Source organism: Lysobacter sp. 22409 (assembly GCF_052045105.1).
Taxonomy (GTDB): domain Bacteria; phylum Pseudomonadota; class Gammaproteobacteria; order Xanthomonadales; family Xanthomonadaceae; genus Lysobacter; species Lysobacter antibioticus_B.
In genome coordinates, this window is record NZ_JBQEOE010000002.1 from 179,340 (window position 1) to 203,985 (window position 24,646).

Genomic DNA, 24,646 nt, shown 5'->3' on the forward strand with positions numbered 1-24,646 from the left:
GGGGTTCGTCGGGCGAGGCAGGGAAGATGCGCCAGTTGGGCGAGACGGGATACATGCGACTACGAGGCGACACAGGAAGCATCCGACGGCAGTGGTGGATTGCACTGCTGAGCCTCACCGTCGCCGTTACGGTGCTGGTCGCGGTGCGCTATTCGCCGCGCCCCTCGCTGTCGGAATCGGTGCCGCTGTCGACGGTGGTCCGCGATCGCGAGGGTCGGCTGTTACGGCTGACCCTCGCCAGCGACCAGCGTTACCGGCTATGGGTGCCGTTGTCGGAGATCTCGCCGTCGCTGGTCGAGGCGGTGATGCTGCAGGAAGACGCCTGGTTCCGCTGGCATGCCGGCGTGAACCCGGTCAGCCTGGTGCGCGGGGCCTGGTCGACCTACGCCAGCGGCGAGGCGCGCATCGGCGGCTCGACCCTGACCATGCAGCTCGCGCGGCTGCGCTGGCGTCTGCAGACCCGCGACGTGCGCGGCAAGCTGGTGCAGATCGCGCGCGCCTTGCAGTTGGAGCTGTGTTACTCGAAAGACGAGATCCTCGAGGCCTATCTCAACCTCGCCCCGTACGGCGGCAACATCGAAGGTGTCGGCGCGGCGAGCCTGATCTATTACCGCAAACCCTCCGATCGCCTGACCCTGCCCGAAGCGCTGGCCCTGGCGGTGTTGCCGCAGGCGCCGTCGCGGCGCGGCCGACTGACCGCCCGCGACGACGACGCCTTCTACATCGGCAGCGGCCTGGAAGCGGCGCGCGCACGCCTGTACGCGCGTTGGCGCGAACGCCATCCCGAGGACGCCGCCGAAGACGCGCTGCTGAAATTGCCGTTGCGCCTGCACAGCGCGCGCGAGCTGCCGTTCCGCGCCCCGCACCTGGTCGACCGCGTGCTCGCCGAACGCGCCTGGCACCCGCACGACGGCCCCGAGCTCAAGACCACGCTCGACGCCCGCCTGCAACGCCTGCTCGAAGAACGCGTGCGCAATCATCTGCAACGCGAACGCAGCCGCGGCCTGCGCAACGCCAGTGCGATCCTGATCGACACCCGCGACATGGGCGTGCGCGCCCTGGTCGGCTCGGCGGATTACTTCGACGCCGGCATCCAGGGCCAGGTCAACGGCGCCGATGCCAAGCGCTCGCCCGGCTCCACCCTCAAACCCTTCATCTACGCGCTCGCCCTCGATCAGGGCGTGCTGCATCCGGCCAGCGTATTGCGCGACGTGCCGAGTGCGTTCGGCCCGTACACGCCGGAGAATTTCGACGGCCGTTTCATGGGGCCCGTCACCGCCACCGAAGCGCTGGTGCGCAGCCGCAACATCCCCGCGGTCGGCGTCGCCGCCCAACTCAAGCAGCCGAGTTTCTACGACTTCCTGCGCCGCGCCGGCGTGCGCGATCTCGCCAGCCAGAACCACTACGGCCTCGCCCTGGTGCTCGGCGGCGGCGAGGTGACGATGGAAGAGCTCGCGCGCATGTACGCGATGCTCGGCAACGACGGCCGCCTGCGCGCGCTGCGCTGGCGCGACAGCGATCCGCAGGAAGAAGGCGCGCGCCTGCTCAGCGCCGAGGCCGCCTTCGTCACCCGCGACATGCTGCGCCAGAATCCGCGCCCCGACGCCGGCTCGCAATCGGCCTCGCGGCCCTTGCCGGTGGCGTGGAAGACCGGCACCTCGTGGGCCTTCCGCGACGCCTGGAGCGCCGGCCTGGTCGGCCCCTACGTGCTGGTGGTCTGGCTCGGCAATTTCGACGGCTCCAGCAATCCGGCCCTGGTCGGCGTCGAGGCCGCGGCGCCGCTGTTCTTCGACATCGTCGACGGTCTGCAGGCGGCGCGGGTCGATCTGGGCGAGCCGGTGCGGCAATGGCCCTTGAACCTCAAGCGCGTGGAAATCTGCCGCGCCAGCGGCGACCTGCCGAACGCCTGGTGCCCGCAGCGCGGCATGACCTGGTTCATCCCCGGCAAATCGCCGATCCGGATCAGCACCGTGCACCGCGCCATCGCCATCGACATCGCCAGCGGCCGCCCGGCCTGCGGGCCGTTCGATCCGCGCAGCATGCGCAACGAGGTGTTCGAGTTCTGGCCGTCCGACCTGGCGCGGGTGTTCGTGCAGGCCGGTATTCCGCGCCGGCGCCCGCCGCCGGGGCACGACTGCGCCGGCTCGCAAGACTGGCTGGGCTCGCCGCCGAGCATCACCTCGCCCTATCGCGCCACCCGCTACACGATGCGGCTGTCGCATCCCGAGCAGGTCGCCTTGAACCTGGCCGCAACGGTGGATGCCGACGTCACCCGACTGTACTGGTTCGTCGGCAACACCTTCCTCGGCAGCGCCGAACCCGGCACCGCCCTGGCCTGGACGCCGGACCGCACCGGGCATTTCCGCTTGTCGGTGGTCGACGATCACGGCCGCAGCGACGAACGCGAGGTCGAAGTCGCGGTGGTGCAATGAGGCGGTCCTTGCGGCGACGCTGAACCCCGCCTCGCCCGGCCGCCGCGAAGGCTTTGGAAAAGTGCCGGCGGCGCTTATGGTGAGCGCGTCCATCGCGCAGGAAACCTCCATGCCGCGCCATCGCTTCCGTCCGCATTTCGCCATCCCGTCGCGCCGGCTCGTCGCTCGCGCTGTCGCCGCGTTCGCTCTTAGCGCCGGCGGACTCGTAGCCGCGAGCGCTCATGCATCGCCCGCGCCAAGCGAGTATCCCGACGACATCGACAAGGTCCGCGGCTGCTGGATCCAACGCGTCGAACCCGATGGCCCCGCCACCTTGTTCCTACGCCTGCTGCCCGAGCCCGAGCGCAAGGATTGGCTGGTCGGCGCATTACAGCGCGCCGACGGCGACGACCCCGACCGCCGCCTGCGCCTGCAGTTCGCGCGCAGCGGCCAGGGCGCGGTGCTCGGCCCGAATACGCCGAGCGGCGATGCGCCGGCGCCAACCGACACCCAACCGGCGCCACTCAAGACCCTCAAGGCCATCCGCCCAGCGCGATCCGGTCTGGTGCATCTGCCGAAGACCCAGATGGAGTACTGGCGCATGGCGGGCCTGTCCCCTCCTCCCATCGGCGCGCCCGAGCGGACCAGCGTCATCTTCTACCACCACGACAGGACATTCCTGCGCGTGGAGGTCTCGCCCGAGCATCTCAAGCTGAGCATCGGCGGCACGCATCCGCACACCCGCAAAATGCCCGAAAAAGTGCTGTTCGACGGCCGCCGCGACGGTTGCGACTGAGGCATACAGCCGCTCCGGCTGCGTATCACCTCGCCGCGGTGACGCGCCAGACGACGTTGCCCACGTCGTCGGTGACCAACAAGGCGCCGTGCTTGTCCAGGCGCACGTCGACCGGCCGGCCTTGCGCGTTTTCTGCCGCGTCGAGGAAGCCGGTCAATACATCGACCGGCTGACCGTCCGGCTGGCCGTTGTCGAAAGCGACGTAGATCACCTTGTAGCCACTCTTGGGCTTGCGGTTCCAGGAGCCGTGCTGGCCGACGAACAGACCGTTCGCGAACTGCGCCGGCAGACTCGTGCCCTGCGAGAAAGCGATGCCGAGCGAGGCCGTATGCGGCCCGAGCGCGTAATCCGGCACCAACGCTTTAGCGACCAGTTCGGGTTTCTGCGGTTTCACCCTCACGTCGACGTGCTGGCCGTAATAGCTGTAGGGCCAGCCGTAGAAACCGCCGTCGCGCACCGAGGTGATGTAGTCCGGCACGAGGTCGCTGCCGATCTCGTCGCGTTCGTTGACTGCCGTCCATAACGCGCCCGTCGTGGGCTCCCAAGCCAGGCCGTTGGGATTGCGCAGGCCGGTCGCGAACAAACGTTTCTTGCCGCTGGCGCGGTCGAGTTCCCAGATCGCGGCGCGGCCCTCCTCCATGGCCATGCCGTTCTCGCCGACGTTGCTGTTGGAACCGACGGTGACGTAGAGCTTGCTGCCGTCGGCGCTGGCGATGAGATTCTTGGTCCAGTGGTGATTGATGCCGGCCGGCAGGTCGGTGATCTCGACCCCCGCCTGAGCGATCGAGGTCTCGCCTTCGCGATACGGGAAACGCAGCACCGCATCGGCATTGGCGACGTAGAAATCGTTGCCGACCAGGGCCATGCCGAACGGCGAATGCAGGCCTTGCAGGAACACACTGCGGAAATCGGCGACGCCGTCGCCGTCGGCATCGCGCAACAGGCTGATGCGGTCGGCGCTGGGCACCGCCGCGCCGGCGCGCTTCATCATCCGGCCCGCGATCCAGGCCTTGATGCCCGAAGCCTTCTTGTCCGATGCCGGCGCATTGCTTTCGGCGACCAAGACATCGCCGTTCGGCAGCACATGCAGCCAGCGCGGATGATCCAGGCTGTCGGCGAACGCCGTCACCGCCAGACCCGTGGCCGGGACCGGCTTGCCCCCGGACGGCCAACCCACCGCCGGCGCGATGTTGACGGTCGGCAGCAGGGTCTTGTTCGGTACCGGCAAGGTCGGCCGCTGGCCGGTGCCGTCGGCCACCTGCAGGGTCGCGGTCTCGCCGCAAGCGGTCAGGATCAATATCGACAGTATCGGCGCAACGACTTTCGATGCTGAGGCCATGTCGTTCTCCTGTAGTCGCCTGACATCGGCTGGAGCATGCCTCGACCGTGATCAAGGCAATGAGAACCCGATCGCTCCGCGGCTGGCCGCCCTCACCCCAACCCCTCTCCCGCAGTTTCAGGATTCGACTCTTTCCGCGACAGAGGGTTGTTTCCTTCTCCCGCTTGCGGGAGAAGGTGCCCGAAGGGCGGATGAGGGTTGTTCCCGCTTGCGGGAGAAGGTGCCCGAAGGGCGAATGAGGGTCATGCCGGAAGCCCAATGAAGAAGGCCCTGCATCGCAAGACGCGGTGATGCAGGGCCTTAAGTGACGCAACCGGCACGGTCCCTTGCGCCACAAGCTGCCGCCGTCATCCCCGCCCAGGCGGGGATCCGGGACTTTATCGCGGCATGACTCTGAAGTCTCTGGATCCCCGCCTGCGCGGGGATGACGAGCTAAGAATGGCCGCGGCTGCGCGGCAAAGCCCGCACCGATGCTCCGATGCTCGTATGCATCTGCGCATCCATCGCTAGCGCGGACACTGTTGCTCGCAAGGTTCTCCGTCGCTATCGCCGTCCATTTTCGTATCCGGACAATGGCGAAGAAAATACTCGGCCTCGGCGCACGAACTCATCTGCGAACAATGCTGACGGCCATCGCAAACGAACCCCGGCGACGACTGCGTCGACGACCGTACCGACGCGGCCGGCGATGCCGATGCCGCCGGGCGTGCGGACTCGATCCCATCCAGATGCGGCGACGAGCGGCTGTAGACGTATCCGCCGACCGCGACGATGGCCGCGATCGCCAGGGCCACGATACCGATCCCGCTTCGCGCAGGAGCGCCCGAATCGCGACGTCGCGCCGATGCCGTCCGCCTGCCCTCGCCTGCCCGCATGACCCGGACGGCCTCGCGCTTGCCGTCGCTCTTAGTACGAACCTCGAAGGAAACCAATTCGTTGAGTGCAGGCCTGACGCCGCGGCGGTTGAACTCGGAGATATGCACGAACAGCTCGTCGCCGCCCTGGGCCGGGGCGATGAATCCGAACCCCCGCTCATCGTTCCATTTGATCAAGGTGCCGTGAGTTCGCATGCCGGTCCCTGGGCCGATGCCTGAGCGAAGCATCCGGCCCCTCAGCGTCCGGATCAAGGCCTCTCGTCCGTGGTCGTTGCGCAGAGCTCACGGCGGCGAACTCCATTGCCTGCCGACCCGTCCGCCGACGTGCCTCCTGCATCGCTTACGGCATGAGGGCCCCCCCACCGAGCGGTTCGCCCCGCCTCGGGACAAACGCCGTGGTCACACAGACAGCCGCGGCGGCAGCGCCCCAAGCCCGCCCCGCGATTACGGCGCCTCGTTCCGATATGTCCGGATTGCTGCAGCGTTTATCGCCGATTGCGGCGCGCGTAGCTTGCGCGGACCTTCCCCGTTTCGGAACCGCCATGCCTCTGCACCCGCAAGCCCGCGCCATGATCGATGCCTATGCCGATGGCCCGGCACTCGACTTCGAGCGCCTCGAGGCCGCCCGACTGCGCGCCGATTTCGTCTTGCCCGCACCGTCCGCGCCGCCGCGCGCCGACGTACGGATCGAGGAGCATGCGATCGCGGGCCCCGGCGGCTCCATCCCGGTACGTCTGTACCGCCCTGAGCGTGTGGCGTCCGATCCGCCGCGATGGCCGATGACCTTATACCTGCACGGCGGCGGCTTCGTCCTCGGCAGCCCCGACACCACCGACGGCCTGTGCCGCACCTTGGCCGCGTTGGCGCGCACCCTGGTGATCTCGGTCGACTACCGCCTCGCTCCCGAGGCGCCGTTTCCGGCCGGGCTCGACGACGCTCATGCCGCCTTGCTGTGGGCGTATGGTCAGGCGGCCGCGATCGGCGGCGACGACGAACGCATCGCCGTCGCCGGCGACAGCTCCGGCGGCAATTTCGCCGCCGCGCTCGCGCAGCGTGCCTCGCGCGACGGGCTGCGTTTGCGCCATCAGTTGTTGTTGTATCCGGTGCTCGACGCCGCTTGCGACCGGCCGTCCTATCGCGAGTTCGCCGAAGGCTATTTCCTCAGCGCGCCGATGATGCATTGGTACTGGCGCCAGTACCTTGCCGATGCCGACCCGGCCGATCCGCGTGCCTCGCCACTGCGTTCGCAGGATCTGCGCGGTCTCGCCGACGCGACCGTATTCAGCGCCGAGTACGACGTGCTGCGCGACGAGGCCGAGGCCTATGCGCAGGCGCTGTCCGAGGCCGGCGTGCCCACGCGCCTGCAGCGCTGGGACGGGCAGATCCACGGCTTCCTGTTGCAGCAAGGCAAGAACGACGACGCCGATGCGGCCCTGGAGCAAGCCGCGGCGGCCTTGCGCGCCGCGTTCGCCTGAGGACGGCGCCGGCCCTGCGCAATCCGGCCGCGCAATGAAGAAGGCCCTGCATCGCGGGACACAGCGATGCAGGGCCTTAAGTGACGCAATGGGCACGGTCCCTATGCGCCACAAGCTGCCGCCGGCATCCTGGAGACATGCAGGCGGGGACGACCGGGTACCCAGTCCTAGCTAACAACGAGACAGGATCGCCGCCCCCCTACCTCGCCCGGCCAGGAAAACACTGCCGGTCGTCGGATCGCGACCCACTCCCGCTTTACCTGGAGCGTCGCACAGGCTTGGTAGGCCATGACGGCTGCGTGCGGCGTCCGTGGCTCCGATGACGTCCTCGCTTCGCTCAACCCTCGCGCTTGCCCGCGGCCGGGCCGGCCTTGACCGGGGCGCCCTTCGCCGCAGGCGCAGGGGCAGGCGGAGCCGTGTCCTTTTCCGCGGCGGCCACCGGTGCCAGGCGCAGGTCCTGGAAGTCGAAGCTGAAGTCGGTCAGCGGCGAGATCGCCTCCATCCGCACTTCGCGCACCTTGCCGTCGGGGGTCAGGGCGAAGTTGACGAAGGCGTCGGCGTTGAGCCAGCGCTGGTTCCAGCGGACGATGAAGGTGTCGTGCTGCCAGTGGCTGAGTTCGCCGACCAGATCCTTGCTGCGGCCGAAACGCAGCCGCCATTGGCCGTTGCCGGCCGCTTCGACGAAGACGTCGCCGTACCACGGGTCGCGATAGGTGCCGGCATAGGCCTGCAACGGCAGCGACGGCTTCGAGTTCGCATCGCGCGCGGCGACGTGCTTGCTCCAGTCGTCGTCGGCCTTGCTGCGGCTCTTGGCCAGGGCCGCGGCATAGGCCGCGTTCCAGTCGGTCTTGGCCGCGCCCAGGTAGGCGTCGAGCGCGCGCATGGTCACCGCCTGGAAGGCGCCGCCGAGTTCGGCGTTGGTCAGCACCACCACGCCGAGTTTTTGCTCCGGCACCAGGGTCACCCGCGAGACCATGCCGGGCCAGCCGCCGGTATGCCAGACCAACTTGCGCCCGCGGTAATCGGTCAACTGCCAGCCTTCGCCGTAACCGGCGAAATTCGGCTTCGCCGGCGCCAGTTCCGGCACAGAGGGTTCGGCGATCGGCATCGGCGTGACCACCGACCACATCGCCTGCTGGCGCTTGGCGCTGAACAAGCGACGCTCCTGGTCGCCGTCGCGCCCGTAGACCCCGCCGTCGAGCTGCACGCGCATCCACTTGCTCATGTCGTGCACGCTCGAGTACAGGCCTCCGGCGCCGGCGACATTGGCCCAGGTCATGCGCGGCGCGGTCTGCAGATCCTTGAAATCGGCCTTGGAATGGCCGCTGGCGACCGCGTCGCCGCTGCGCAGGGCGTCGCTGTTGTAGCGCGTCTCGTCCATGCCGAGCGGGGCGAAGATGCGCTGGGCGAGGAAGTCGCGATAGCTCTGGCCGCTGACCTTCTCGATCACCAGTTGGGCGACGCCGTAGAGGATGTTGTCGTAGGCGTACTGGCCGCGGAAGCCGCCGCTAAGAGGCACTTCGGCAAGACGGCGGGCGACTTCCTCGTTGCTGTAGTCGGTGCCCGGCCAATACAGCAGGTCGCCGGCGCCGAGGCCCAGGCCGCTGCGGTGGGCGAGCAGATCGCGCAGGCGCATCTCGCGGGTCACGTAGGGGTCGGCCATGCGGAACCAGGGCAAGCGGTCGATCACCCGGTCGTCGAGGCTGAGCTTGCCTTCGTCGGCGAGCATCGACAGCGCGGCGGCGGTGAAGGCCTTGGTATTGGAGGCGATGGCGAACAGGGTGTGGGCGTCGACCGGCTCGGGCTTGCCGATCTCGCGCAGACCGTAGCCGCGTTCGAGCACGACCTGGCCGTCCTTGACGATCGCCACCGCGATGCCGGGCACCTCGAACTGCTTGCGCACCGCTTCGACGTAGGCGTCGAAATCCTGCAACTGCTCGGGCAGCGCCGGCGCCGCGGCCGCGGCTGCCGCTTCGGGCGCCTGCGCGGCCGCACCGGCGGCGCTCACGCACAACAGCAGACCGGCGCCGTGCGCCTTCCAGTCGTTGGCTCGCATCGTTGTCCTTCCCGGAAAAACGCCCACTCTCGGCGATCGTCGCGGCGGGCGCCAGAGGTCGGAAGTCGTGCGTGGGCGCGGCCCGCACGCCGCGGCGGCATAATGGCCGGCCGCTACCGCGCCGCCGTGCCTTACCGCCCATGTCCGTCAACGCAAGCACCCTGCCCGGCCTGGTCGTGATCGGCGGCGGCCCTGCCGGCCTGATGGCCGCGCAGACCGCGCGCGCGTTGGGCGTCGAGGTGGACCTGTTCGACGCCATGGGCTCGGTCGGGCGCAAGTTCCTGATCGCCGGCAAGGGCGGGCTCAACCTCACCCACGGCGAACCGCGTCCGGCCTTCGACCGCCGCTACGGCGCGCGCAGCGAGGCGGTCGGCCGCTGGCTCGATCAATTCGACGGCGAAGCCTTGCGCGAATGGGCGCGCGGCTTCGGCGTGGACACCTATGTCGGCACCTCCGGGCGAGTGTTCCCGATGGACCGCAAGGCCGCGCCGCTGCTGCGCGGCTGGGTGCGCAGGTTGCGCGAGGACGGCGTGCGCTTCCACGTCCATCACCGCTGGACCGGCTGGAGCGAGGACGGCGCCCTGCGTTTCGCCACGCCCGAGGGCGAGTCGCGGGTGCAAGCCGCGGCGACGGTGCTGGCGCTCGGCGGCGGTAGTTGGCCCGAACTCGGTTCCGACGGCGCCTGGGCGCCGTGGCTGAGCGAACGCGGCATCGACGTCGCCCCGCTGCAACCCTCGAACTGCGGCTTCGACATCGGCTGGAGCCCACATTTCGCCAGCCGCCATGCCGGCGCACCGCTCAAGCCGGTGATCGCGCATTGGCACGACGAAGCCGGCGAACACAGCTTGCAGGGCGAATGCGTGATCACCGCGACCGGCATCGAAGGCAGCCTGATCTATGCCTTGTCGGCGGGCCTGCGCGACCGCATCGCCGCGCACGGCGAAACGGTGTTGCGCCTGGACCTGGCGCCCGGTCGCGAACTCGATCGCCTGCAACGCGATTTCGCCCAGCCGCGCCGCGGCCGCAGCGTCGGCGAGCATCTGCGGCGCCAGACTGGCCTAGATGGGGTCAAGGCCGCGCTGATGTTCGAGGTATTGGGCAAGGATGGCCTGAACGACCCGGCCGTCGTCGCGCAGACGATCAAGCGCCTGCCGCTGCGTCTGCTGCGCGCGCGCCCGATCGCCGAAGTGATCAGCAGCGCCGGCGGCGTGCGGCTGGAAGCCTTGGATTCGCAACTGCACCTGCTTGCGCCGACCGAGGGCGATTCCAGCCTGGAAGCATCGAAGCCGGCGATCTTCTGCGCCGGCGAAATGCTCGATTGGGAAGCCCCGACCGGCGGCTACCTGCTAACCGCCTGCTTCGCGAGCGGTCTGATCGCGGGGCGCGCGGCCGCGCAGCACCTGCTGGGTGCCGCGGACGAATGAGCCGCGCGAGGCGCCTTGCGCGCGTCGGGTGATCCGCTACGGCTTCGACGATCGAGAGACGCCGCGACCTGTCAGAGCTTCGACCTGACGACCAAGCGGCTCGTCCAGCGCTCGTCGCGTCTCGAAGCGCCGTTGAATTCCGTACCCGGGCCTACGCCCTCGTGCCACTGCGAGTGCTTCGACAATCGGTACTCGCGGCCTTCGATCAGCGCTGTTCCCGACAGCGAATAAGGCACCTTGGCCACCAGATCGAGGTAGTTCCGGGTGTCGCTCAGCCGATCCAGATAGAACTCGCTCTCTTCGATTTCGATCACCAGAATCGACGACTCCGGGGTCTGCGCACGCTCGAGCGAACGCAGGTTATCCGTGCAATCGGATAAATGAATTCTGTCCTGCGAGTTGTCCTGGATTTCGAGCCTGGCCTGGATGCGGCGTATTTCCGCTGCCAGGTGCTGCTTCAACCCGATCAACAGCGCCTGTTTGTCGGCCGAGTCCGGCATCGAGCACTCCCTTGTCGGCCTGGCGCGCCCTCAAGAACGCGACCAGCTCCTCGTGCAGAACTCGTCCGCCGCCTTGGCGAGCTTGTCCAAACCGCTCTTGCTGTCGGATGCCTGCCGGCCCTTCAGGTGCAAGGTGTTCAACTCCGGAAATCCTTCCGCCTTGGCCGCCTCGTTGAGGGCGAACTTCCCCTCAGGCGTGGTCATCGTATTCGCATACCCTCTGGGGCGGCAGGTCAGCGTCGCCCTCTCGTAGGGCAGCGGCCAGATACCTTTGAAGCTGGACTTGGTAACGACGACGTCCTTCTCCGGCACGCTTTCGGTTGCCGGTACGGGACCGGCCTGGAGCAGACCGGCAACAACCAGCGCTGCCGCGAGCGCATGACAACGGTCCATCGTTATCTCCCAAGGCCGTCAGGCCTCTCCTGTCGGTGATTGCCCATCCGCGTGCGCAAACCACCGGCGCGGCCGCGCCGGTGCTCAGGCCGCCGGCTTCTCGCTCGCCTTGCCCATGTAGAACATCGAGGCGCACAGGCCCACGCCTTCTGCGGTCGCGGCCGGTACGTTGCTGCCCTGCAGCGCGATCAGCTTGACCACCTCGCCGGTGCTTTCGGTGACTTTGGCCAGCGCGATGAAACCGGTCGGGGTGGTGCCGCAGAACGCGTTGCCCGGGGTTTCCTTCGGCGGCACCTGCTCGATCACACGGCGCAGCTCGATCGGCTGGCTGGCTTCGACCTGCATGATCGCGCCGTAGGTTTCGCCGGCGGTGTATTGGTCGCCGCCGCGCACCAGCGCGACGCGTTCGGTCTTGTACAGCGAACCGTTCTCGCCCTTGAGTTCGAGATCGTCGATGGTGAGTTTGCCGGTGGTCGCCTGGGCGACCGGGTTGCCGGGCTCGAACGTGCCCAGGGCGACCGGCGGCAGCATCGGCGGGGCCGCGCGCGAGACCGGTTCGGCGTTCGGGTCGGGCACCGCCTGCGGCGCCTGCGGCAGGGCCGCGGTGGTTTCCTGCGGGGCGGCAGTGTTGACCGGCGCGCTTTGATCGCATGCGGCGAGCGCCACGACGGCGAGCGCGAGCGTCGACAAAGCGGGGAACAGACGTCGGTTCATCAGGGGTCCTCTGTGCAAAATCCTGGATTCGGTTGCTGCAGGTCGCGGATGCGTCGGCAATGCCGACGCAAGCCCGTGTCGCGTCGCTGGGGGAAGCCCGCACGAAGTGCCGGCGCGGCGCGAACGCGCAGCCTAACCGTTGGCCGTTAATAGTTCGTAAGGCCGCGCGGGCCGTGGGCTGCGCTCAGGCAGCCGCATCGTGCAGGGGCTGCAGCGCCGGATCGAGCGCCACGCGTTCATCGAACACGAAACAGCGGCCCTGGTAATGACGGCCGCCGACCTGCTCGAAGTAACCGAGGATGCCGCCGTCGAGCTGGAGCAGATTATCCATGCCGTCGGCGCGCAGCCACAAAGCGGCCTTTTCGCAGCGGATACCGCCGGTGCAGAAGCTGACCACGGTCGCATCGGCCAAGGCCTCGCGGTGCGGCGCCAAGGCCTCGGGCAGTTCGGTGAAATTGTCGATCGGCAAGGTCAGCGCGTCGGCGAAGCTGCCGTAATCGACTTCTTCACGGTTGCGCGTGTCCAGCAATACGACCCGGCGGCCGTCGTCGTCGTGACCGCGATCGAGCCAACGCGCAAGCGTGTCCGGCGTCACGGTTGGTGCGCGCTCGTGCAAGGGCGAGGACTTATCGCGGCGGAAGGCGATGATTTCCTTCTTCAGCTTGACCTTGAGCCGGGCGAACGGCTGGCTGCGGCTGTGGCTGTACTTGACGACCAGACCGGCAAAGCGCGGGTCGGCGCGCAGGCCGTCGAGCAGCGCCTCGATCGGCGCAGCGGCGCCGGCCAGGAACAGGTTGATGCCCTCGCCCGCAACCAGCACGGTGCCGCGCAGCTCGCCGGCTTCGGCCTGTTCACGGACCCAGGTGGCTAGCTGCGGCGGGTCGTCGATAACGGCGAAATGGTAGGCGGCGATATTGACGATCATGCCGCCATTCTACCGCGCGGCGCCTCCGCGAGCCTGACATGCGGCCCCTGGGCCGGACCTGAACCGAGCCGCGAACCTTCCGCGGAAACCGCGGTCCCATCAATTGCGCGGCCCAGACAAGACGGCCAAGCAGGCCCGGACCGCGTGAAACGCCGCCGCAAGGGCGGCGGCGTTGCCCTCTCAACTGCTCCATCAGGAGGCGTTTGCATGAAGGTACAGCTCAACACCGACCACCATCTCCGCGGCGATCAGTCGCTTGCCCAGCACGTCGAAGGCGTGGTCGACCACAGCCTGTCGCGGTTCCGCGACCAGGTCACCCGGGTCGAAGTCCACCTGCGCGACGTCAACGGCGCCAAGGCCGGCGGCGGCGACAAACATTGCACCATGGAAGCGCGTCTGGAGGGCCGCCCGCCGGTGGCCGCGACCGAAGACGCCGACACCATGCGCGGAGCGATCAGCGGCGCGGCGCGCAAGCTGCAACGCGTGCTCGACAACTCGCTGGGCCGGTTGTCCAGCTGACATAAACGAAACCAACCCGTCCGGCGGCGAGGACCGCCGGCGCTCGAACACGAGGGCTGCCGCAGCGATGCGGCGGCCCTTAGTTTTTCGAGGAGAACCAGGCGCGCGGGTGCAGCGGCATCCCTGCCCTGCCCGCTCAGCGTTTGGTGGTGATCGCCCGGCGCAGGTTGTTGCGGGCCGCCGCGTCGTAACGGGCGTGGTAGTAATCGCTGAGGAAGATCCGCTCGCGCTTGAGCAGCCCCTTGAGAAAACGGCGGCGATTCAGCCGGAACAAGGGCCCCGGCACATGGCCGCGGTATTCCGAGGCGATGCCGCGATCGTAGGCGTCGAACACCGCCGGTTCGGCGCCGAGGATGGCCATGTCGCCGTCGAGAAACAGGCGCGTCTCCTCATCCACCTGGTCGCGGGCGATGGCGCCGTGGCGCGCGGTCAGATCGATCAGTTCGGCGACGCGGTCGGCGTCGATGCCGGCCTCCGCCCACCAACGCGCGATGTGTTCGCGTGCGAGCACGGCCGAACGCGCCTCGTTGTCGCGCCGCCCTGCCTCGTAGATCGCATCGTGATACAGCACCGCCAACGCGACCTCGCGCGGCTGCCGCCAGCCCGGGCCGGCGGCGACGTCGAGGTAATGGCGCAGCACTTCGGCGACATGGCCGATGTTGTGATAGGCGCGCGCCGGCGTCGCATACGCGGCTTCGAGCGCAGCGCGTTGCTCGGGCGGAAGCTGCAGCGGCAGTGCCGCGAGCAGCGTCTCGGGCAGGCTGGGTCTGGATTCGGCGAACGACATCGGCATCGCGGCAAGGTTACGCAGGGGCGATGGCGGCATCTTGGCATGTTGCCGTGGACGCGGCATGGCGGCTCGCCGGTGGCGGGGTTGCCGAGACTTCGGGTTCTGTCGGGATGAAGCCCTGGATCCCCGCCTTCGCGGGGATGACGGCCGGGTAGTCCCGTATTCGGCCTTTGCGGGGATGACGGGTGGGAGGTTTCGTACCCCCTGCGCGGGAACGACGGGTGGGAGGTCCTGGATGCCGGTCTTCGCCGGCGGTTCGCTTGCAGAGCCCTTGAAAAGAAACACCCGGCAAAACCGGGTGTTTCGGGCCCTGCCCGTCTGGCGCGGCCGGAGCCGCGCCAGGGGCGATCAGTACTTCTTCTCGATGTTGATCATGAAGCTGTTGTCGTCGTCGTTGCCGCTGCCGAACAGGCCGCGATACTCGAAGCGCAGAACCAGGTCGCGCTCGGTCTGCAAGACCGCGCCGATGCCGAACACGAAGCGGTTGCGGTCCAGGCCTTCGAGGCGGGCGCGGAAGAACGGACCACCGACCATGTCGGCATAGCTCATCGTCGCGAAGCTCTCGTCCTGGAAGTCGTGCTGGTACTCCAGCAGGACCATCGGCGAGAACGTGCCCAGGCGCACCGGATAACGGTAGTCCAGACGCACGCCGAGGCTGGTCGTGGTGGTATCGACGTCCATGCCCTGATAGGTCAACGAGTACGACGCGTCGCCCTGTTCGGTGTAGCCGTCCAGGCGGGCGCGAGCGACGTCGAGGCGGGCGTACGGCGAGACGTGCAGACGGTCGCGCTGGTAGTCCATGCCGGCCGAGACCGAGGCGAACCACTGGGTGCCGTCGCGGTCGCCGCGGACCATGCCGCCGGTGTCGGTGACATAGCGGCGGGTATCGAACGACAGCCACTGATAGCCGAGCAGGCCGTCGAGATAGAAGCTCTCGCCCGGGTGGTAGCTGGCGTACAACACCGCGCTGTAGCTCTTGGCCTTGCTGCGGCTGCCGCGCTGACCGACGTCGGTGTCGTCGCGGCCGTAGCCGATGCCGCCGCCGAGGGCGAAATCGTCGCGCAGGCGGTAGTCGGCGCCGGCGCTGATGCCGCTGGTCTCGAAGTCGAAGCCGGCCGAGCCGCCGCCGCGTCCGTCGCGGTTGCCGGTGTTGATCGAACCGCCGGTCCAGATGCCGTAGCGGGTACCGCTGCCTTCGACCGGCGGCTTGGGCTCGATCGCGGCCTGCTCGTCGCCCAGCGTGGGCTGGCGGCAATCGCTGCCCGGCGTACGCCGCGCTTCGTCGCGGCAACGCGGGTCGATCGAGAAGCTCAGGCCATTGTCGAAGCGTGCGCCGTCGCTGCCGCCCTCGTGCATGCCCTGCATGCGCTGCTGGAAGTTGCCGATCTGCGAGTTGGCGAAACGGCGCGTGGCCGAAGCCTGGGCGTTGAGCACGCCGAGCACTTCGGCGTCCTTCGACGGATCGCTGCGCGGCGCGACTTCGATTTCGATGGTCGCCACCGCCGAGGTCGCATGGGCGTTGTTGAGGGTGAAGCTCGCCACCGCGACGCCGGAGAAGCCGATCACCGGCGTATAGCGCAAGGTGTACACGCCGCCGGAACCGCTGATGGCGGCGCTGCCGGACGACGCCGGGGTCAACGACACTAGGGTGGCCGCGGTGAACGGACCGCCGGTGGCGCCCGCGGTAAGGTCGACCGTGACCGCGGCGCCCGCGATGGTGCGGACGCGACGCGATTGCGCGACCGGCACCGCATTGACGGTGATCGTCGAGGTGATCGGCGCGGACGGGCCGAAGGCGTTGTTGAGCGTATACACCAGGGCGATCGGACCGACGGTGTTGGCCGCCGGGGTGTAGACGATCTGGGTGCCGGTAACCACGGCCGTACCCGACGACGGCGGGCTCAGCAGGGTCACGCCGGTGAACGGGCTGCCGGTGGCGCCGGCGGCCGCGTCGATGGTCGCGGTCTGCGTCGACAGGATCGTCGCCGTTTGCGGGTGGCCTTGCGGCACCGGCAACGCGTTGACGGTGATCGTCACCGTGGCCGGCGCCGAGGTGCCGCCGGGGCCGCTGGCGGTGTAGGTGAAGCTGTCGCTACCGAAGTAGTTGCTGCTCGGCGTGTAGACCACATCCAGGCCGCTGACCACTGCAGTGCCGTGGCTCGGCGCCGAGGCGACCGCGACGCTGGCGATGATGCCGGTGTCGTTGGCCGTGACCGGGATCGTCACCGCCTGGTTCGACATCGTAGTGGCGCTGTCGTCGACCGCGACCGGCACCGCGTCGACGATCACGATCGTCAGCGGCACCGTGGTGTTGTAACCGGCGTCGTCGGTGGAACGGATGTTGGCGGTGTAGCTACCGGCCGTGGTCGGGGTGCCGCTGTACACGCCGGCGGAACTGAAGGACAGGCCGACCGGCAGGTTGCCCGAGACGATCGCGTAGGTATACGGCGCGATGCCGCCGCTGCTGCTCAGGCTCTGGTTGTAGGCCACGCCGACGGTGCCGCCCGGCAAGGTCGCCGGCGAGATCACCACGGTGGCCGGATCGATGGTGAAGGTGTACACGCGCGAGCCGGTCTGGCCGTTGCTGTCGGTGCCCTGCACAGTCACGCTGAAATTGCCGTCCGAACGCGGCACGCCGGACAGCGTGCCGCCCGAGGAGAAGCTCATGCCGATCGGCAAGGCGCCGCTGAGCAGCGAGAAGCTGTACGGTGCGACGCCGCCGGTGGCGGTGATGGTCGTGTTGTAGGCGGTGCCGGCGGTGCCATTGGGCAAGGTCGGCGGATCCAGGACGATGCTCGGGGTGGCGACCACGATGGTGTAGTTCTGCTGCAGGGCGAACGGCGCACCGGTGCCGGTGCTGCTGTCCTGCACGCGGACGGCGACGTTGTAATTGCCCGGCACTGTCGGCGTGCCGCTGAGCACGCCGGCCGAACTGAAGCTCACGCCGACCGGCAGCGAGCCGGCGACGAGGCTGAAGCTGTAGGGCGCCGAGCCGCCGCTCGCGGCGAAGTTGATGGTGGTGGCGACGCCGTAGTTCATCGGCAGGTTGCCCGCAGCCGGGGTCATCGCCAGAGTCGGCGCGCCGACCGTCAAGGTGAACACCTGGCCCTGGGTGAACGGACCGTTGCCGGTGCTGCTGTCGGTCGCGCTGGCGTTGAGGCTGAAGCTGCCCGCCGCGGTCGGCGTGCCGCTGACGGTGACGCTGTCGGCGGTGGTACCGGTGATGCTCAGGCCCGCCGGCAGACCGGCGACGTTGTAGCCGCTGTACGGCGAGGTGCCGCCGGCCCAGGTGAAGGTCTGGGTATAGGCGGCGCCGACTTGCGCGGTCAGCGGGCCGCCCGCGGTCACCGTGATCGTCGGGTTGCTCACCGTGATGGTGACCGTGGCCGGCGCCGAAGTGCCGGCGACATTGGTCGCGGTGTAGGTGAAGCTGTCGCTGCCCGCATACCCCGCAGTCGGCTGGTAGGTGATCGTAGTGCCGCTGGCGATGGCCGTGCCATGCGCCGGCGCCGCCGCGATCGCGACCGAAGCCGGGATGCCGCCGGTGATGTTGAGGGTGATCGGATTGGCGCCGCTGCCGTAGGCCACCGTGGCCGAAACCGGATTGGCGACCGGCGCGATGTCGGCGACCGTCAGCGAATAGCTCTGCGGCGTCGACGTGTAAGGACCGGTACCGGTGCTGCTGTCGGTCGCGGTCGCGCTGAAGTTGAACGTGCCCGGTGCCGTCGGCGTGCCGCTGATCACGCCGGCGCTGCTGAAGCTCATGCCGGGCGGCAGCGCGCCGGAAGCCACGGCATAGCTGTAGGGCGAAGTGCCGCCGGTGGCCCCATTGATGTTGGCGCTATAGGGCGATCCGACGGTCGGGCCGGCGAACGAGGTCGGCGGCAACACCACGGTCGAGGCGCCGATGCTCAAGGTGTAGGCACGCGAGCCAGTGTACGGACCGCTGCCGCTGCTGCTGTCGGTCGCGGTGACAGTGAAGTTGAAACTGCCGCCCGCGGTCGGCGTGCCGCTGAGCGTGCCGTTGCTGGCCAGGCTGAGGCCGGCCGGCAAGGCGCCCGCGGTGATCGCGAAGCTGTAGCCGGGCGTGCCGCCGGACGCGGTCAGGGTCTGGCTGTAGACCTGGGCCACACCGCCCGCCGGCAGCGTCGTCGGCGCAACGCTGATGGTCGCCGCCGCGACGGTCAGCGCGTAGGCGCGCGAACCGGTCTGGCCGTTGGCGTCGGTCGCGGTGGCCGTGAAGTTGAAGCTACCGCCTGCGGTCGGCGTGCCGGCGATCGTGCCGCTCGAACTCAGGCTGATGCCGGCCGGCAAGGCACCGGCGGTCACCGCGAAGGTGTACGGACCGATGCCGCCGCTCGCGCTCAGCGCTTCGTTGTAGCTCACGCCGGTCTGTGCGCCCGGCAACGTCGCCGGCGCGATCACGATGGTCGGCGCAGCGACCTGCAACACGTAGTTCTGAGTGCGCGCGAACGGCGCGCCGGCACCGGTGGAACTGTCGACGGCGCGGACCGAGAAGGTGAACAAACCGGTCACGGTCGGCGTTCCCGACAACACGCCGGTGCCGCCGTCCAGGCTCAAACCTGCGGGCAAGGCGCCCGCCGAAACGCTGTACGCGTAGGTCGGGGTGCCGCCGCTGGCGACGAAGGTCTGGCTATAGGCATTGCCGTAGGTCGCGCTCAGCGTGCCGGCGGCCGGGGTCATGCTCAGGGTCGGTGCACTCACCGACAGGGAGAAGGCCTGGCCGACGGTAAACGGACCGTCGCCGGTGCTGCTGTCGGTCGCGCTGGCGTTGAGCGGGAAAGTACCGGCCACAGTCGCCGTGCCACTGACGGTCACGCTGTTGGCGGTGGTGCCGGTGATGCTCAGGCCGGCCGGCAGGCCGGTCACGTTGTAACCGCTGAACGGCTGGGTGCCGCCGGACCAGGTGAAGGTCTGACTGTAGGCGACGCCAACCTGCGCGGAGAACGGACCGGAAGCGGCCACGGTGATCGTCGGCGGACTCACCGTGATGGTGACCGTCGCCGGTGCCGAGGTACCGGCGCCGTTGCTCGCGGTGTAGGTGAAGCTGTCCGGCCCGGCATAACCCGCGGTCGGCTGGTAGGTGATCGTGGTGCCGCTGGCGATCGCGGTGCCGTGCAGCGGCGCCGTACCGATGGCCACCGAGGTCGGCACGCCACCGGTGATGTTCAAAGTGATCGGGTTGGCGCCGCTGTCGTAGGCAACGGTGGCCGAGACCGGATTGGCGACCGGCGGGATGTTGATGATCTGCAGCGAGTAGCCACGCGGTGCCGAACTGTACGCGCCGGTGCCGGTGCTGCTGTCGGTCGCGGTCACGGCGAAGTTGAAGGTGCCAGCCGCAGTGGGCGTACCCGACAACACGCCGGCGCTGCTCAGGCTGATGCCGGGCGGCAGCGCGCCGGCGGTCACCGCATAGGTGTACGGCGCGGTGCCGCCGCTGGCGGGATTAAGAGTGGCGTTGTAGGCCACCGCGACCGTGCCGTTGGCCAAAGTCGTCGCCGGCAGGGCGATCGTCGGCGGAGCGATGACCAAGGTGTAGGCGCGCGAACCGGTATGCGGGGCACCGGTGCCGGTGCTGCTGCCGGTCGCGGTGACGGTGAAGTTGAAACTGCCGCCCGCGGTCGGCGTGCCGCTGAGCGTGCCGTTGCTGGCCAGGCTCAGGCCGGCCGGCAAGGCGCCGGCGGTGATCGCGTAGGTGTACGGCGCGATGCCGCCGCTGGCAGTGATGGACTGGCTGTAGGCCGCCGCGACGGTGCCGTTGGGCAGGGTCGTCGGTGCGATCGAGGTCGTCGGCGCGGCAACGGTCAGGGTGTAGGCGCGAGTGCCGGTGAAAGTATTGGCATCGGTCGCGCGCACGGTGAAGTTGAAGGTGCCCGCCGCAGTCGGCGTGCCGGTCAGGCCGCCGCCGCTCGCCAGCGTCAGGCCGGCCGGCAAGGCGCCCGCCGAGATCGCGAAGGTGTACGGCGAAGTGCCGCCGCTGGCGGTGAAGGTCTGGCTGTAGGCGGCACCGACGGTCGCGCCCGGAATCGTGGCCGGGTCGACCACGATGACCGGCGCCGCCGTGACGGTGACAGTGTAAAGCCGGTTGCCGATATTGTCCGAGCCGTCCTGCGAACCGCTGCTGTCCTCGGACAGGATGCGGAAGGTGTAGGTGCCGGTGGTGGTCGGGGTGCCGCTGATCACGCCGCCGCTGCTCAGGCTCAAGCCCGGCGGCAGCAGGTTAGGTGCGGCCTGCACCGAATAGATGTACGGCGCAACGCCGCCGGTGCTGCTCAAACTCGTGTTGTACGGAATGCCGACCGCCATCGCCGGCAGGGTCGTCGGCGAAATTACCGGCGCCACGATCGGAATGACGATCGCATACGACTTGACCGTGGTCAGCGGCGTCGGCGTGCTCGAATCGGTCACGGTGATGTTGACCGCGAAGCTGCCGCGCTGGGTCGGGGTGCCGCCGAACGCGCCGCCCGAGAAGGTCAGGCCGGTCGGCAAGGTGCCGCTGGTATGCACGAAGCTGTAGGGCGCGACGCCGCCGGTCGCGCTCAGCGCCTGGCTGAAGGGCACGCCCAGCACCGGCGAGATCGAGGCCGGGCTGACGATGATCGGCGAGGTCGGCGCGCCGATGGTGACGTTGACGGTGACGTCGTTGTTGAGGCCGTCGTCGAATACGAAGGTGTCGCTGGTCGCCGTATTGCCGTTATGAACGTAGGTCACCGTCTGAGCGAGCTGATTGACCGTCGCCGTGCCGTTCGTTGGGAGGGTCTCGACGGTGCCGATGCCCAAGTTGTCCGGGCCGTCGCAGGCGCTGGCATCGATGGTGTGCGAGCCGCCATGAGCCACGGAGATGTTGAACGGCCCGCAATGCGGCGACGGCGCGGCGACCGCCATCGTGGACCACAGCCCCACCAGGCACAGCAGGAGCAGGCCCAGCCCCAGTTGCAGGTAGCTTCCCTGACGCCCGACATTCGAGATGCCCGCGCGACGTGCCCTGTGCAGATGCATGATTTCCGATCCCCTGACGCCGATGGGGCGCGGTTCCTCCGCTGCCGCCCTCGACGTTCCGCCTGTTCGACCTGGTCTGGTCCCACGCGCCGAACTGCCTCGGCGCACCCCTATCCTTGATCTAGTACGCAAATCGGCGGCGGAACCGGCCGCTTTCGCCGCGGCATTGCGTTAAGGAAAGTCATGGCGCTCCGGCGCCATGCCGGATCCGCTCGGATCGGCCCCCTCCGCCGTGCGCGGGCGGGCCGTGCGAGCGGGGTCTCCGGTACGCAGTCCGGGCTCGCACGGGGTCCGGACGACATCCTCTGGGGGAAGAGATGACAGAAGTATTCCTGGGACAGATCATCACGGTGGGGTTCAATTTCGCCCCGAAGGGTTTCGCGTTCTGCGCCGGCCAAACATTGCCGATCGCACAGAACCAGGCCTTGTTCTCGCTGCTGGGCACGACCTACGGCGGCAACGGCCAGACCACCTTCCAGTTGCCGGACCTGCGCAGCCGCACGCCGGTCGGGTTCGGCCAGTCCGTCGACGGCGGCTGGAACCCGACCGCCTATCAGTTGGGCGAAACCGGCGGCGTCGAGAACGTCACCCTGCTGACGACGCAGTTGCCGGCGCACAACCACGGCCTGGTCGGCACCAGCACCAATGCCGACACGCGTAACCCACGCGCTGGTTTGTACGGCAACTGCACGATCCCGCTGTACGCCGACGTCGGCGGCCCGCAGGTGGCCTTGTCGCCAGCCGTGCTCGGCCCGGCCGGCGGCACGCAACCGCATACCAATCTGCAGCCCTACCTGGCGATCAACTTCTGCATTGCTCTGAGCGGCATTTACCCATCGCGCAACTGACGCGGCCGGTCAAGCCGGCGCCTTTCGGCGCCTTTCATCGCATTCCGTTCCGGAGTACACATCATGAGCGAACCCTTCGTCGGAGAAATCCGTCTATTCGGCTTCGGCCGCACCCCTAACGGTTGGTTTGCCTGCGACGGCAGCCTGCAACCGATCTCCGAGTACGAGGTCTTGTTCACCCTGATCGGCACGACCTACGGCGGCGACGGCCAGAGCACCTTCGCGCTGCCCGACCTGCGCGGCCGCGCACCGGTCCACACCGGCACAGGCACGGGCCTGAGCAACTACGTCATCGGCCAGGCCAGCGGCACCGAAAGCGTCACCCTGATCGGCAACCAGATGCCCGCGCACACTCACACCATGTTCGCGACCACTTCGCTGGCCACCTCGAACAAGCCGGCCGTGAACGTGCAGCCCGGCGCCTTGTCCGGCGACACCATGTACCTGACCGACATCACCGGCCTGCCGCCGATCCCGCAGGCCGCCAGCGCAGTAACGCCGGCCGGCAACACCCAGCCGCACGCCAACCAGATGCCGACCTTGACGGTGCAGTACTGCATCGCCTGGGCCGGGATCTTCCCGCAGCAGCAGTGATCTCGCCGATCGCATTCAAGAGGACATCACCATGACCGAACCTTTCATCGGCCAGATCCAGATCTTCGGCTTCAACTTCGCTCCGCGCGGTTGGGCGTTCTGCAACGGCGCGACCCTGGCGATCCAGCAGAACACCGCGTTGTTCTCATTGCTGGGCACCCAGTACGGCGGCAACGGCACCACCACCTTCCAACTGCCGAACTTCGTCAACCGCACCGGCTGCAACCAAGGCCAGGGACCGGGACTCACCCCGCACCAGATCGGCGAGAACTTCGGCTCCAACAGCGTCACCCTGACCACCCAGGAGATGCCAGCGCATACCCACGCAGCGCAAATCTACGGCCAGAACGACGCGAGCAAGCGACAGTCGGCGCCGGCCAACGGCAACGCGCTGGGCACTCCGTTGGCTGCGGCCTTTACCGCCGCGGGCAGCACCGATTCGCCGTTCCCGCCGACCATGATCGGCCCCACCGGCGGCGGCCAGCCGCACGAGAACCGGCAGCCCTACCTGGCGATGAACTTCTGCATCGCCCTGCAAGGCATCTTCCCGTCGTTCCCCTGATCGGTTAAACCTCAGGAAAATCGCTTGAATCCCGTGCAAATCGCTTGAACGTCATGCACTCCGCCGCGCCGCTGTCGTTCCCGCAGGAACGCAGCGGCATGGGGCCCCTACCCGCGTCGCTGGCCGGGCGCGGGATCGGCCTGCGCGCGGCGCGCGGCGGGGACATCGATTGGCTGCGATTGCTGTATCGCGATCTGCGGGCGCCGGAGTTCGCCGAGTTGGGCTGGCCGCAATCGGCCCTGCACGCCTTTCTCGACCAGCAGTTCATGCTCCAGCACGTGCACTACCTGCGCCACTACGGCGAAGCCGAGTTCCTGATCGTCGAACAGGCCGGCCGCCCGGTCGGACGCTTGTATCTGTTACGCGAGGCGCGCGAGCACTTGTTGGTCGACATCAGTCTGGCGCCGGCGACTTGCGGACAAGGCCTCGGCGGTGCGCTGATCGCGATGGCGCAACAGGAAGCCGCCGCGCTCGGGCGCGGCATGCGCCTGCACGTCGAGTCCGCCAATACCGCGGCGCAACGGCTGTACGACCGCCTCGGCTTCCGCGTCGTCGAAGCCCTGCCGACCCACATCATGATGCGTTGGACGCCGCCTCAGGGCTGAAGCGGCCCATCACAGAACCGCTAACCGGCCGCACGGCACGCGGCGCGGACTCGTCGAAACTCTGGAACGAACCGCGGCGCGCGAACCGGCCGAAACCCGGCCCCGCTGCGATAGCCTCAGTTGAAGATCGCCTGGTACAAAAAGCCTTCGCGCTCGCGCGCGACCGGCACCAGAAAGATGCCGACTTCGCCGATGGAGTCGTGGCGCATCACATAGATCTGCTGCGGAAACAGGAAGGCCGAGCCGTTGCGGAACAGCAGCGAGAACGGCGCACGTTCGCCTTGCTGCGGACGCGTGCTCAGCGCCCGCGCCTCGACCAGCACGAACGGCACTTCGTTGTCGTTGAGCTGCGCCGAGTAGGTCTCGTTCACATGCGCAGCGAAGTGTTCCAGCGTCAATAGTTCCATCGCAGGCCTCCCCAAGCCGAGGCCGCATCGTCGTCGTGTCCGGCGTCCGATGCAAGTCCTGTCGTCGGTTTTGCGACGGATTCGCGGCTGCATGCGAGCCGCAGTCACCTTCCGGCGTCCGCGGCGCCCGGCTCGCAGCCGAAGCACGCCGGCAAACGCGCAGCCGAGAGATCGGCCGGCAAGGCGGCAAGCGGGACATCGTTCCCCCTGGCCGGCGAGGCCGGGCCAGGAGCAACCGATGACCACCGCCGCCGGCTCCGGACGCGCCGCCGCGATCCCAGTTCGCGGCGGACGACGGCCGGAGCCGCCGACAGCGCGGGCAATCCCTGCCCGTCCCTGCTTTCATCACTGACGGAGATGAAAGATTCCAAACAGTGCGGTCCGTGCCGGCCG

Annotated in this window: 19 protein-coding genes and 2 pseudogenes; 9 read left to right on the forward strand and 12 right to left on the reverse strand. The window is 68.5% G+C overall.

Annotated features, from left to right (window positions below; translation table 11 throughout):
- The first annotated feature begins 53 nt into the window (after positions 1-53).
- Together pbpC and ACTJJK_RS01860 are read left to right on the forward strand one after the other, a co-directional pair.
- Positions 54-2,432 (forward strand): penicillin-binding protein 1C, encoded by a 2,379-nt coding sequence (pbpC, locus tag ACTJJK_RS01855; RefSeq protein WP_051885238.1) that lies wholly within the window; start codon positions 54-56, stop codon positions 2,430-2,432.
- A gap of 109 nt (positions 2,433-2,541) precedes the next feature.
- Positions 2,542-3,207 (forward strand): hypothetical protein, encoded by a 666-nt coding sequence (locus ACTJJK_RS01860; protein WP_440729307.1) that lies wholly within the window; start codon positions 2,542-2,544, stop codon positions 3,205-3,207.
- 25 nt (positions 3,208-3,232) lie between these two features.
- On the opposite strand, the gene ACTJJK_RS01865 is transcribed toward ACTJJK_RS01860, so the two are convergent.
- Both ACTJJK_RS01865 and ACTJJK_RS01870 read right to left on the reverse strand, forming a co-directional pair.
- On the reverse strand, positions 3,233-4,546 hold the full coding sequence (locus tag ACTJJK_RS01865; RefSeq protein ID WP_440729308.1) for a PQQ-dependent sugar dehydrogenase: 1,314 nt from the start codon (positions 4,544-4,546) through the stop codon (positions 3,233-3,235).
- A 506-nt stretch (positions 4,547-5,052) separates the two neighbouring features.
- Positions 5,053-5,616 carry a cold shock domain-containing protein gene (locus tag ACTJJK_RS01870; RefSeq protein WP_440729309.1) on the reverse strand — a complete coding sequence of 188 codons (564 nt, stop codon included), beginning with the start codon at positions 5,614-5,616 and terminating at the stop codon, positions 5,053-5,055.
- A 347-nt stretch (positions 5,617-5,963) separates the two neighbouring features.
- Here ACTJJK_RS01870 and ACTJJK_RS01875 point away from each other — a divergent pair, with 347 nt between their 5' ends.
- Positions 5,964-6,896 (forward strand): alpha/beta hydrolase, encoded by a 933-nt coding sequence (locus ACTJJK_RS01875; RefSeq protein WP_440729310.1) that lies wholly within the window; start codon positions 5,964-5,966, stop codon positions 6,894-6,896.
- A 337-nt stretch (positions 6,897-7,233) separates the two neighbouring features.
- Here ACTJJK_RS01875 and ACTJJK_RS01880 read toward each other — a convergent pair whose 3' ends face one another.
- Positions 7,234-8,952, reverse strand: a complete 1,719-nt coding sequence (locus ACTJJK_RS01880; RefSeq protein WP_440729311.1) for a serine hydrolase — start codon at positions 8,950-8,952, stop codon at positions 7,234-7,236.
- Positions 8,953-9,092: 140 nt separating this feature from the next.
- Between ACTJJK_RS01880 and ACTJJK_RS01885 the strand changes: the two genes are divergently transcribed.
- Positions 9,093-10,376 carry a TIGR03862 family flavoprotein gene (locus ACTJJK_RS01885; protein WP_440729312.1) on the forward strand — a complete coding sequence of 428 codons (1,284 nt, stop codon included), beginning with the start codon at positions 9,093-9,095 and terminating at the stop codon, positions 10,374-10,376.
- A 71-nt stretch (positions 10,377-10,447) separates the two neighbouring features.
- Here ACTJJK_RS01885 and ACTJJK_RS01890 read toward each other — a convergent pair whose 3' ends face one another.
- The 4 genes from ACTJJK_RS01890 to ACTJJK_RS01905 all read right to left on the reverse strand — a co-directional run bounded on the left by ACTJJK_RS01890 (position 10,448) and on the right by ACTJJK_RS01905 (position 12,908).
- Positions 10,448-10,876, reverse strand: coding sequence for a hypothetical protein (locus ACTJJK_RS01890; RefSeq protein WP_440729313.1), 429 nt, complete (start codon positions 10,874-10,876; stop codon positions 10,448-10,450).
- A 30-nt stretch (positions 10,877-10,906) separates the two neighbouring features.
- Positions 10,907-11,269 (reverse strand): hypothetical protein, encoded by a 363-nt coding sequence (locus ACTJJK_RS01895; protein WP_440729314.1) that lies wholly within the window; start codon positions 11,267-11,269, stop codon positions 10,907-10,909.
- An 84-nt stretch (positions 11,270-11,353) separates the two neighbouring features.
- Positions 11,354-11,983, reverse strand: a complete 630-nt coding sequence (locus tag ACTJJK_RS01900) for a hypothetical protein (protein ID WP_440729315.1) — start codon at positions 11,981-11,983, stop codon at positions 11,354-11,356.
- A 184-nt stretch (positions 11,984-12,167) separates the two neighbouring features.
- Complete coding sequence (locus tag ACTJJK_RS01905; protein WP_440729316.1) at positions 12,168-12,908, reverse strand: sulfurtransferase; 741 nt, start codon at positions 12,906-12,908, stop codon at positions 12,168-12,170.
- 207 nt (positions 12,909-13,115) lie between these two features.
- On the opposite strand from ACTJJK_RS01905, the gene ACTJJK_RS01910 reads away from it, so the two are divergent.
- Positions 13,116-13,427 carry an HPF/RaiA family ribosome-associated protein gene (locus ACTJJK_RS01910; protein WP_440729317.1) on the forward strand — a complete coding sequence of 104 codons (312 nt, stop codon included), beginning with the start codon at positions 13,116-13,118 and terminating at the stop codon, positions 13,425-13,427.
- 136 nt (positions 13,428-13,563) lie between these two features.
- On the opposite strand, the gene ACTJJK_RS01915 is transcribed toward ACTJJK_RS01910, so the two are convergent.
- From ACTJJK_RS01915 to ACTJJK_RS01930, 4 genes and pseudogenes are all read right to left on the reverse strand, one after another.
- On the reverse strand, positions 13,564-14,214 hold the full coding sequence (locus ACTJJK_RS01915; protein WP_440729339.1) for an HD domain-containing protein: 651 nt from the start codon (positions 14,212-14,214) through the stop codon (positions 13,564-13,566).
- 351 nt (positions 14,215-14,565) lie between these two features.
- The gene (locus ACTJJK_RS01920) at positions 14,566-18,921 is read right to left on the reverse strand and encodes a putative Ig domain-containing protein (protein WP_440729340.1); all 4,356 of its coding nucleotides are present in this window, start codon (positions 18,919-18,921) and stop codon (positions 14,566-14,568) included.
- Positions 18,922-19,227: 306 nt separating this feature from the next.
- A pseudogene (locus ACTJJK_RS01925) lies at positions 19,228-20,580 on the reverse strand (putative Ig domain-containing protein); the annotation flags it as partial.
- Between the two features lie 21 nt (positions 20,581-20,601).
- Positions 20,602-21,237: pseudogene (locus tag ACTJJK_RS01930) on the reverse strand (Ig domain-containing protein); the annotation flags it as partial.
- 317 nt (positions 21,238-21,554) lie between these two features.
- On the opposite strand from ACTJJK_RS01930, the gene ACTJJK_RS01935 reads away from it, so the two are divergent.
- From ACTJJK_RS01935 to ACTJJK_RS01950, 4 genes are all read left to right on the forward strand, one after another.
- Positions 21,555-22,085 (forward strand): phage tail protein, encoded by a 531-nt coding sequence (locus ACTJJK_RS01935; protein ID WP_031373185.1) that lies wholly within the window; start codon positions 21,555-21,557, stop codon positions 22,083-22,085.
- Positions 22,086-22,148: 63 nt separating this feature from the next.
- Positions 22,149-22,679, forward strand: coding sequence for a phage tail protein (locus ACTJJK_RS01940; protein WP_031373184.1), 531 nt, complete (start codon positions 22,149-22,151; stop codon positions 22,677-22,679).
- A gap of 31 nt (positions 22,680-22,710) precedes the next feature.
- Positions 22,711-23,241, forward strand: a complete 531-nt coding sequence (locus ACTJJK_RS01945) for a phage tail protein (RefSeq protein WP_031373183.1) — start codon at positions 22,711-22,713, stop codon at positions 23,239-23,241.
- A gap of 53 nt (positions 23,242-23,294) precedes the next feature.
- Positions 23,295-23,846 (forward strand): GNAT family N-acetyltransferase, encoded by a 552-nt coding sequence (locus ACTJJK_RS01950; RefSeq protein WP_031373182.1) that lies wholly within the window; start codon positions 23,295-23,297, stop codon positions 23,844-23,846.
- Positions 23,847-23,962: 116 nt separating this feature from the next.
- Here the strand turns inward: ACTJJK_RS01950 and ACTJJK_RS01955 are convergent, their stop codons facing one another.
- Positions 23,963-24,253, reverse strand: a complete 291-nt coding sequence (locus ACTJJK_RS01955) for a DUF6916 family protein (protein WP_031373181.1) — start codon at positions 24,251-24,253, stop codon at positions 23,963-23,965.
- Positions 24,254-24,646: the final 393 nt, after the last annotated feature.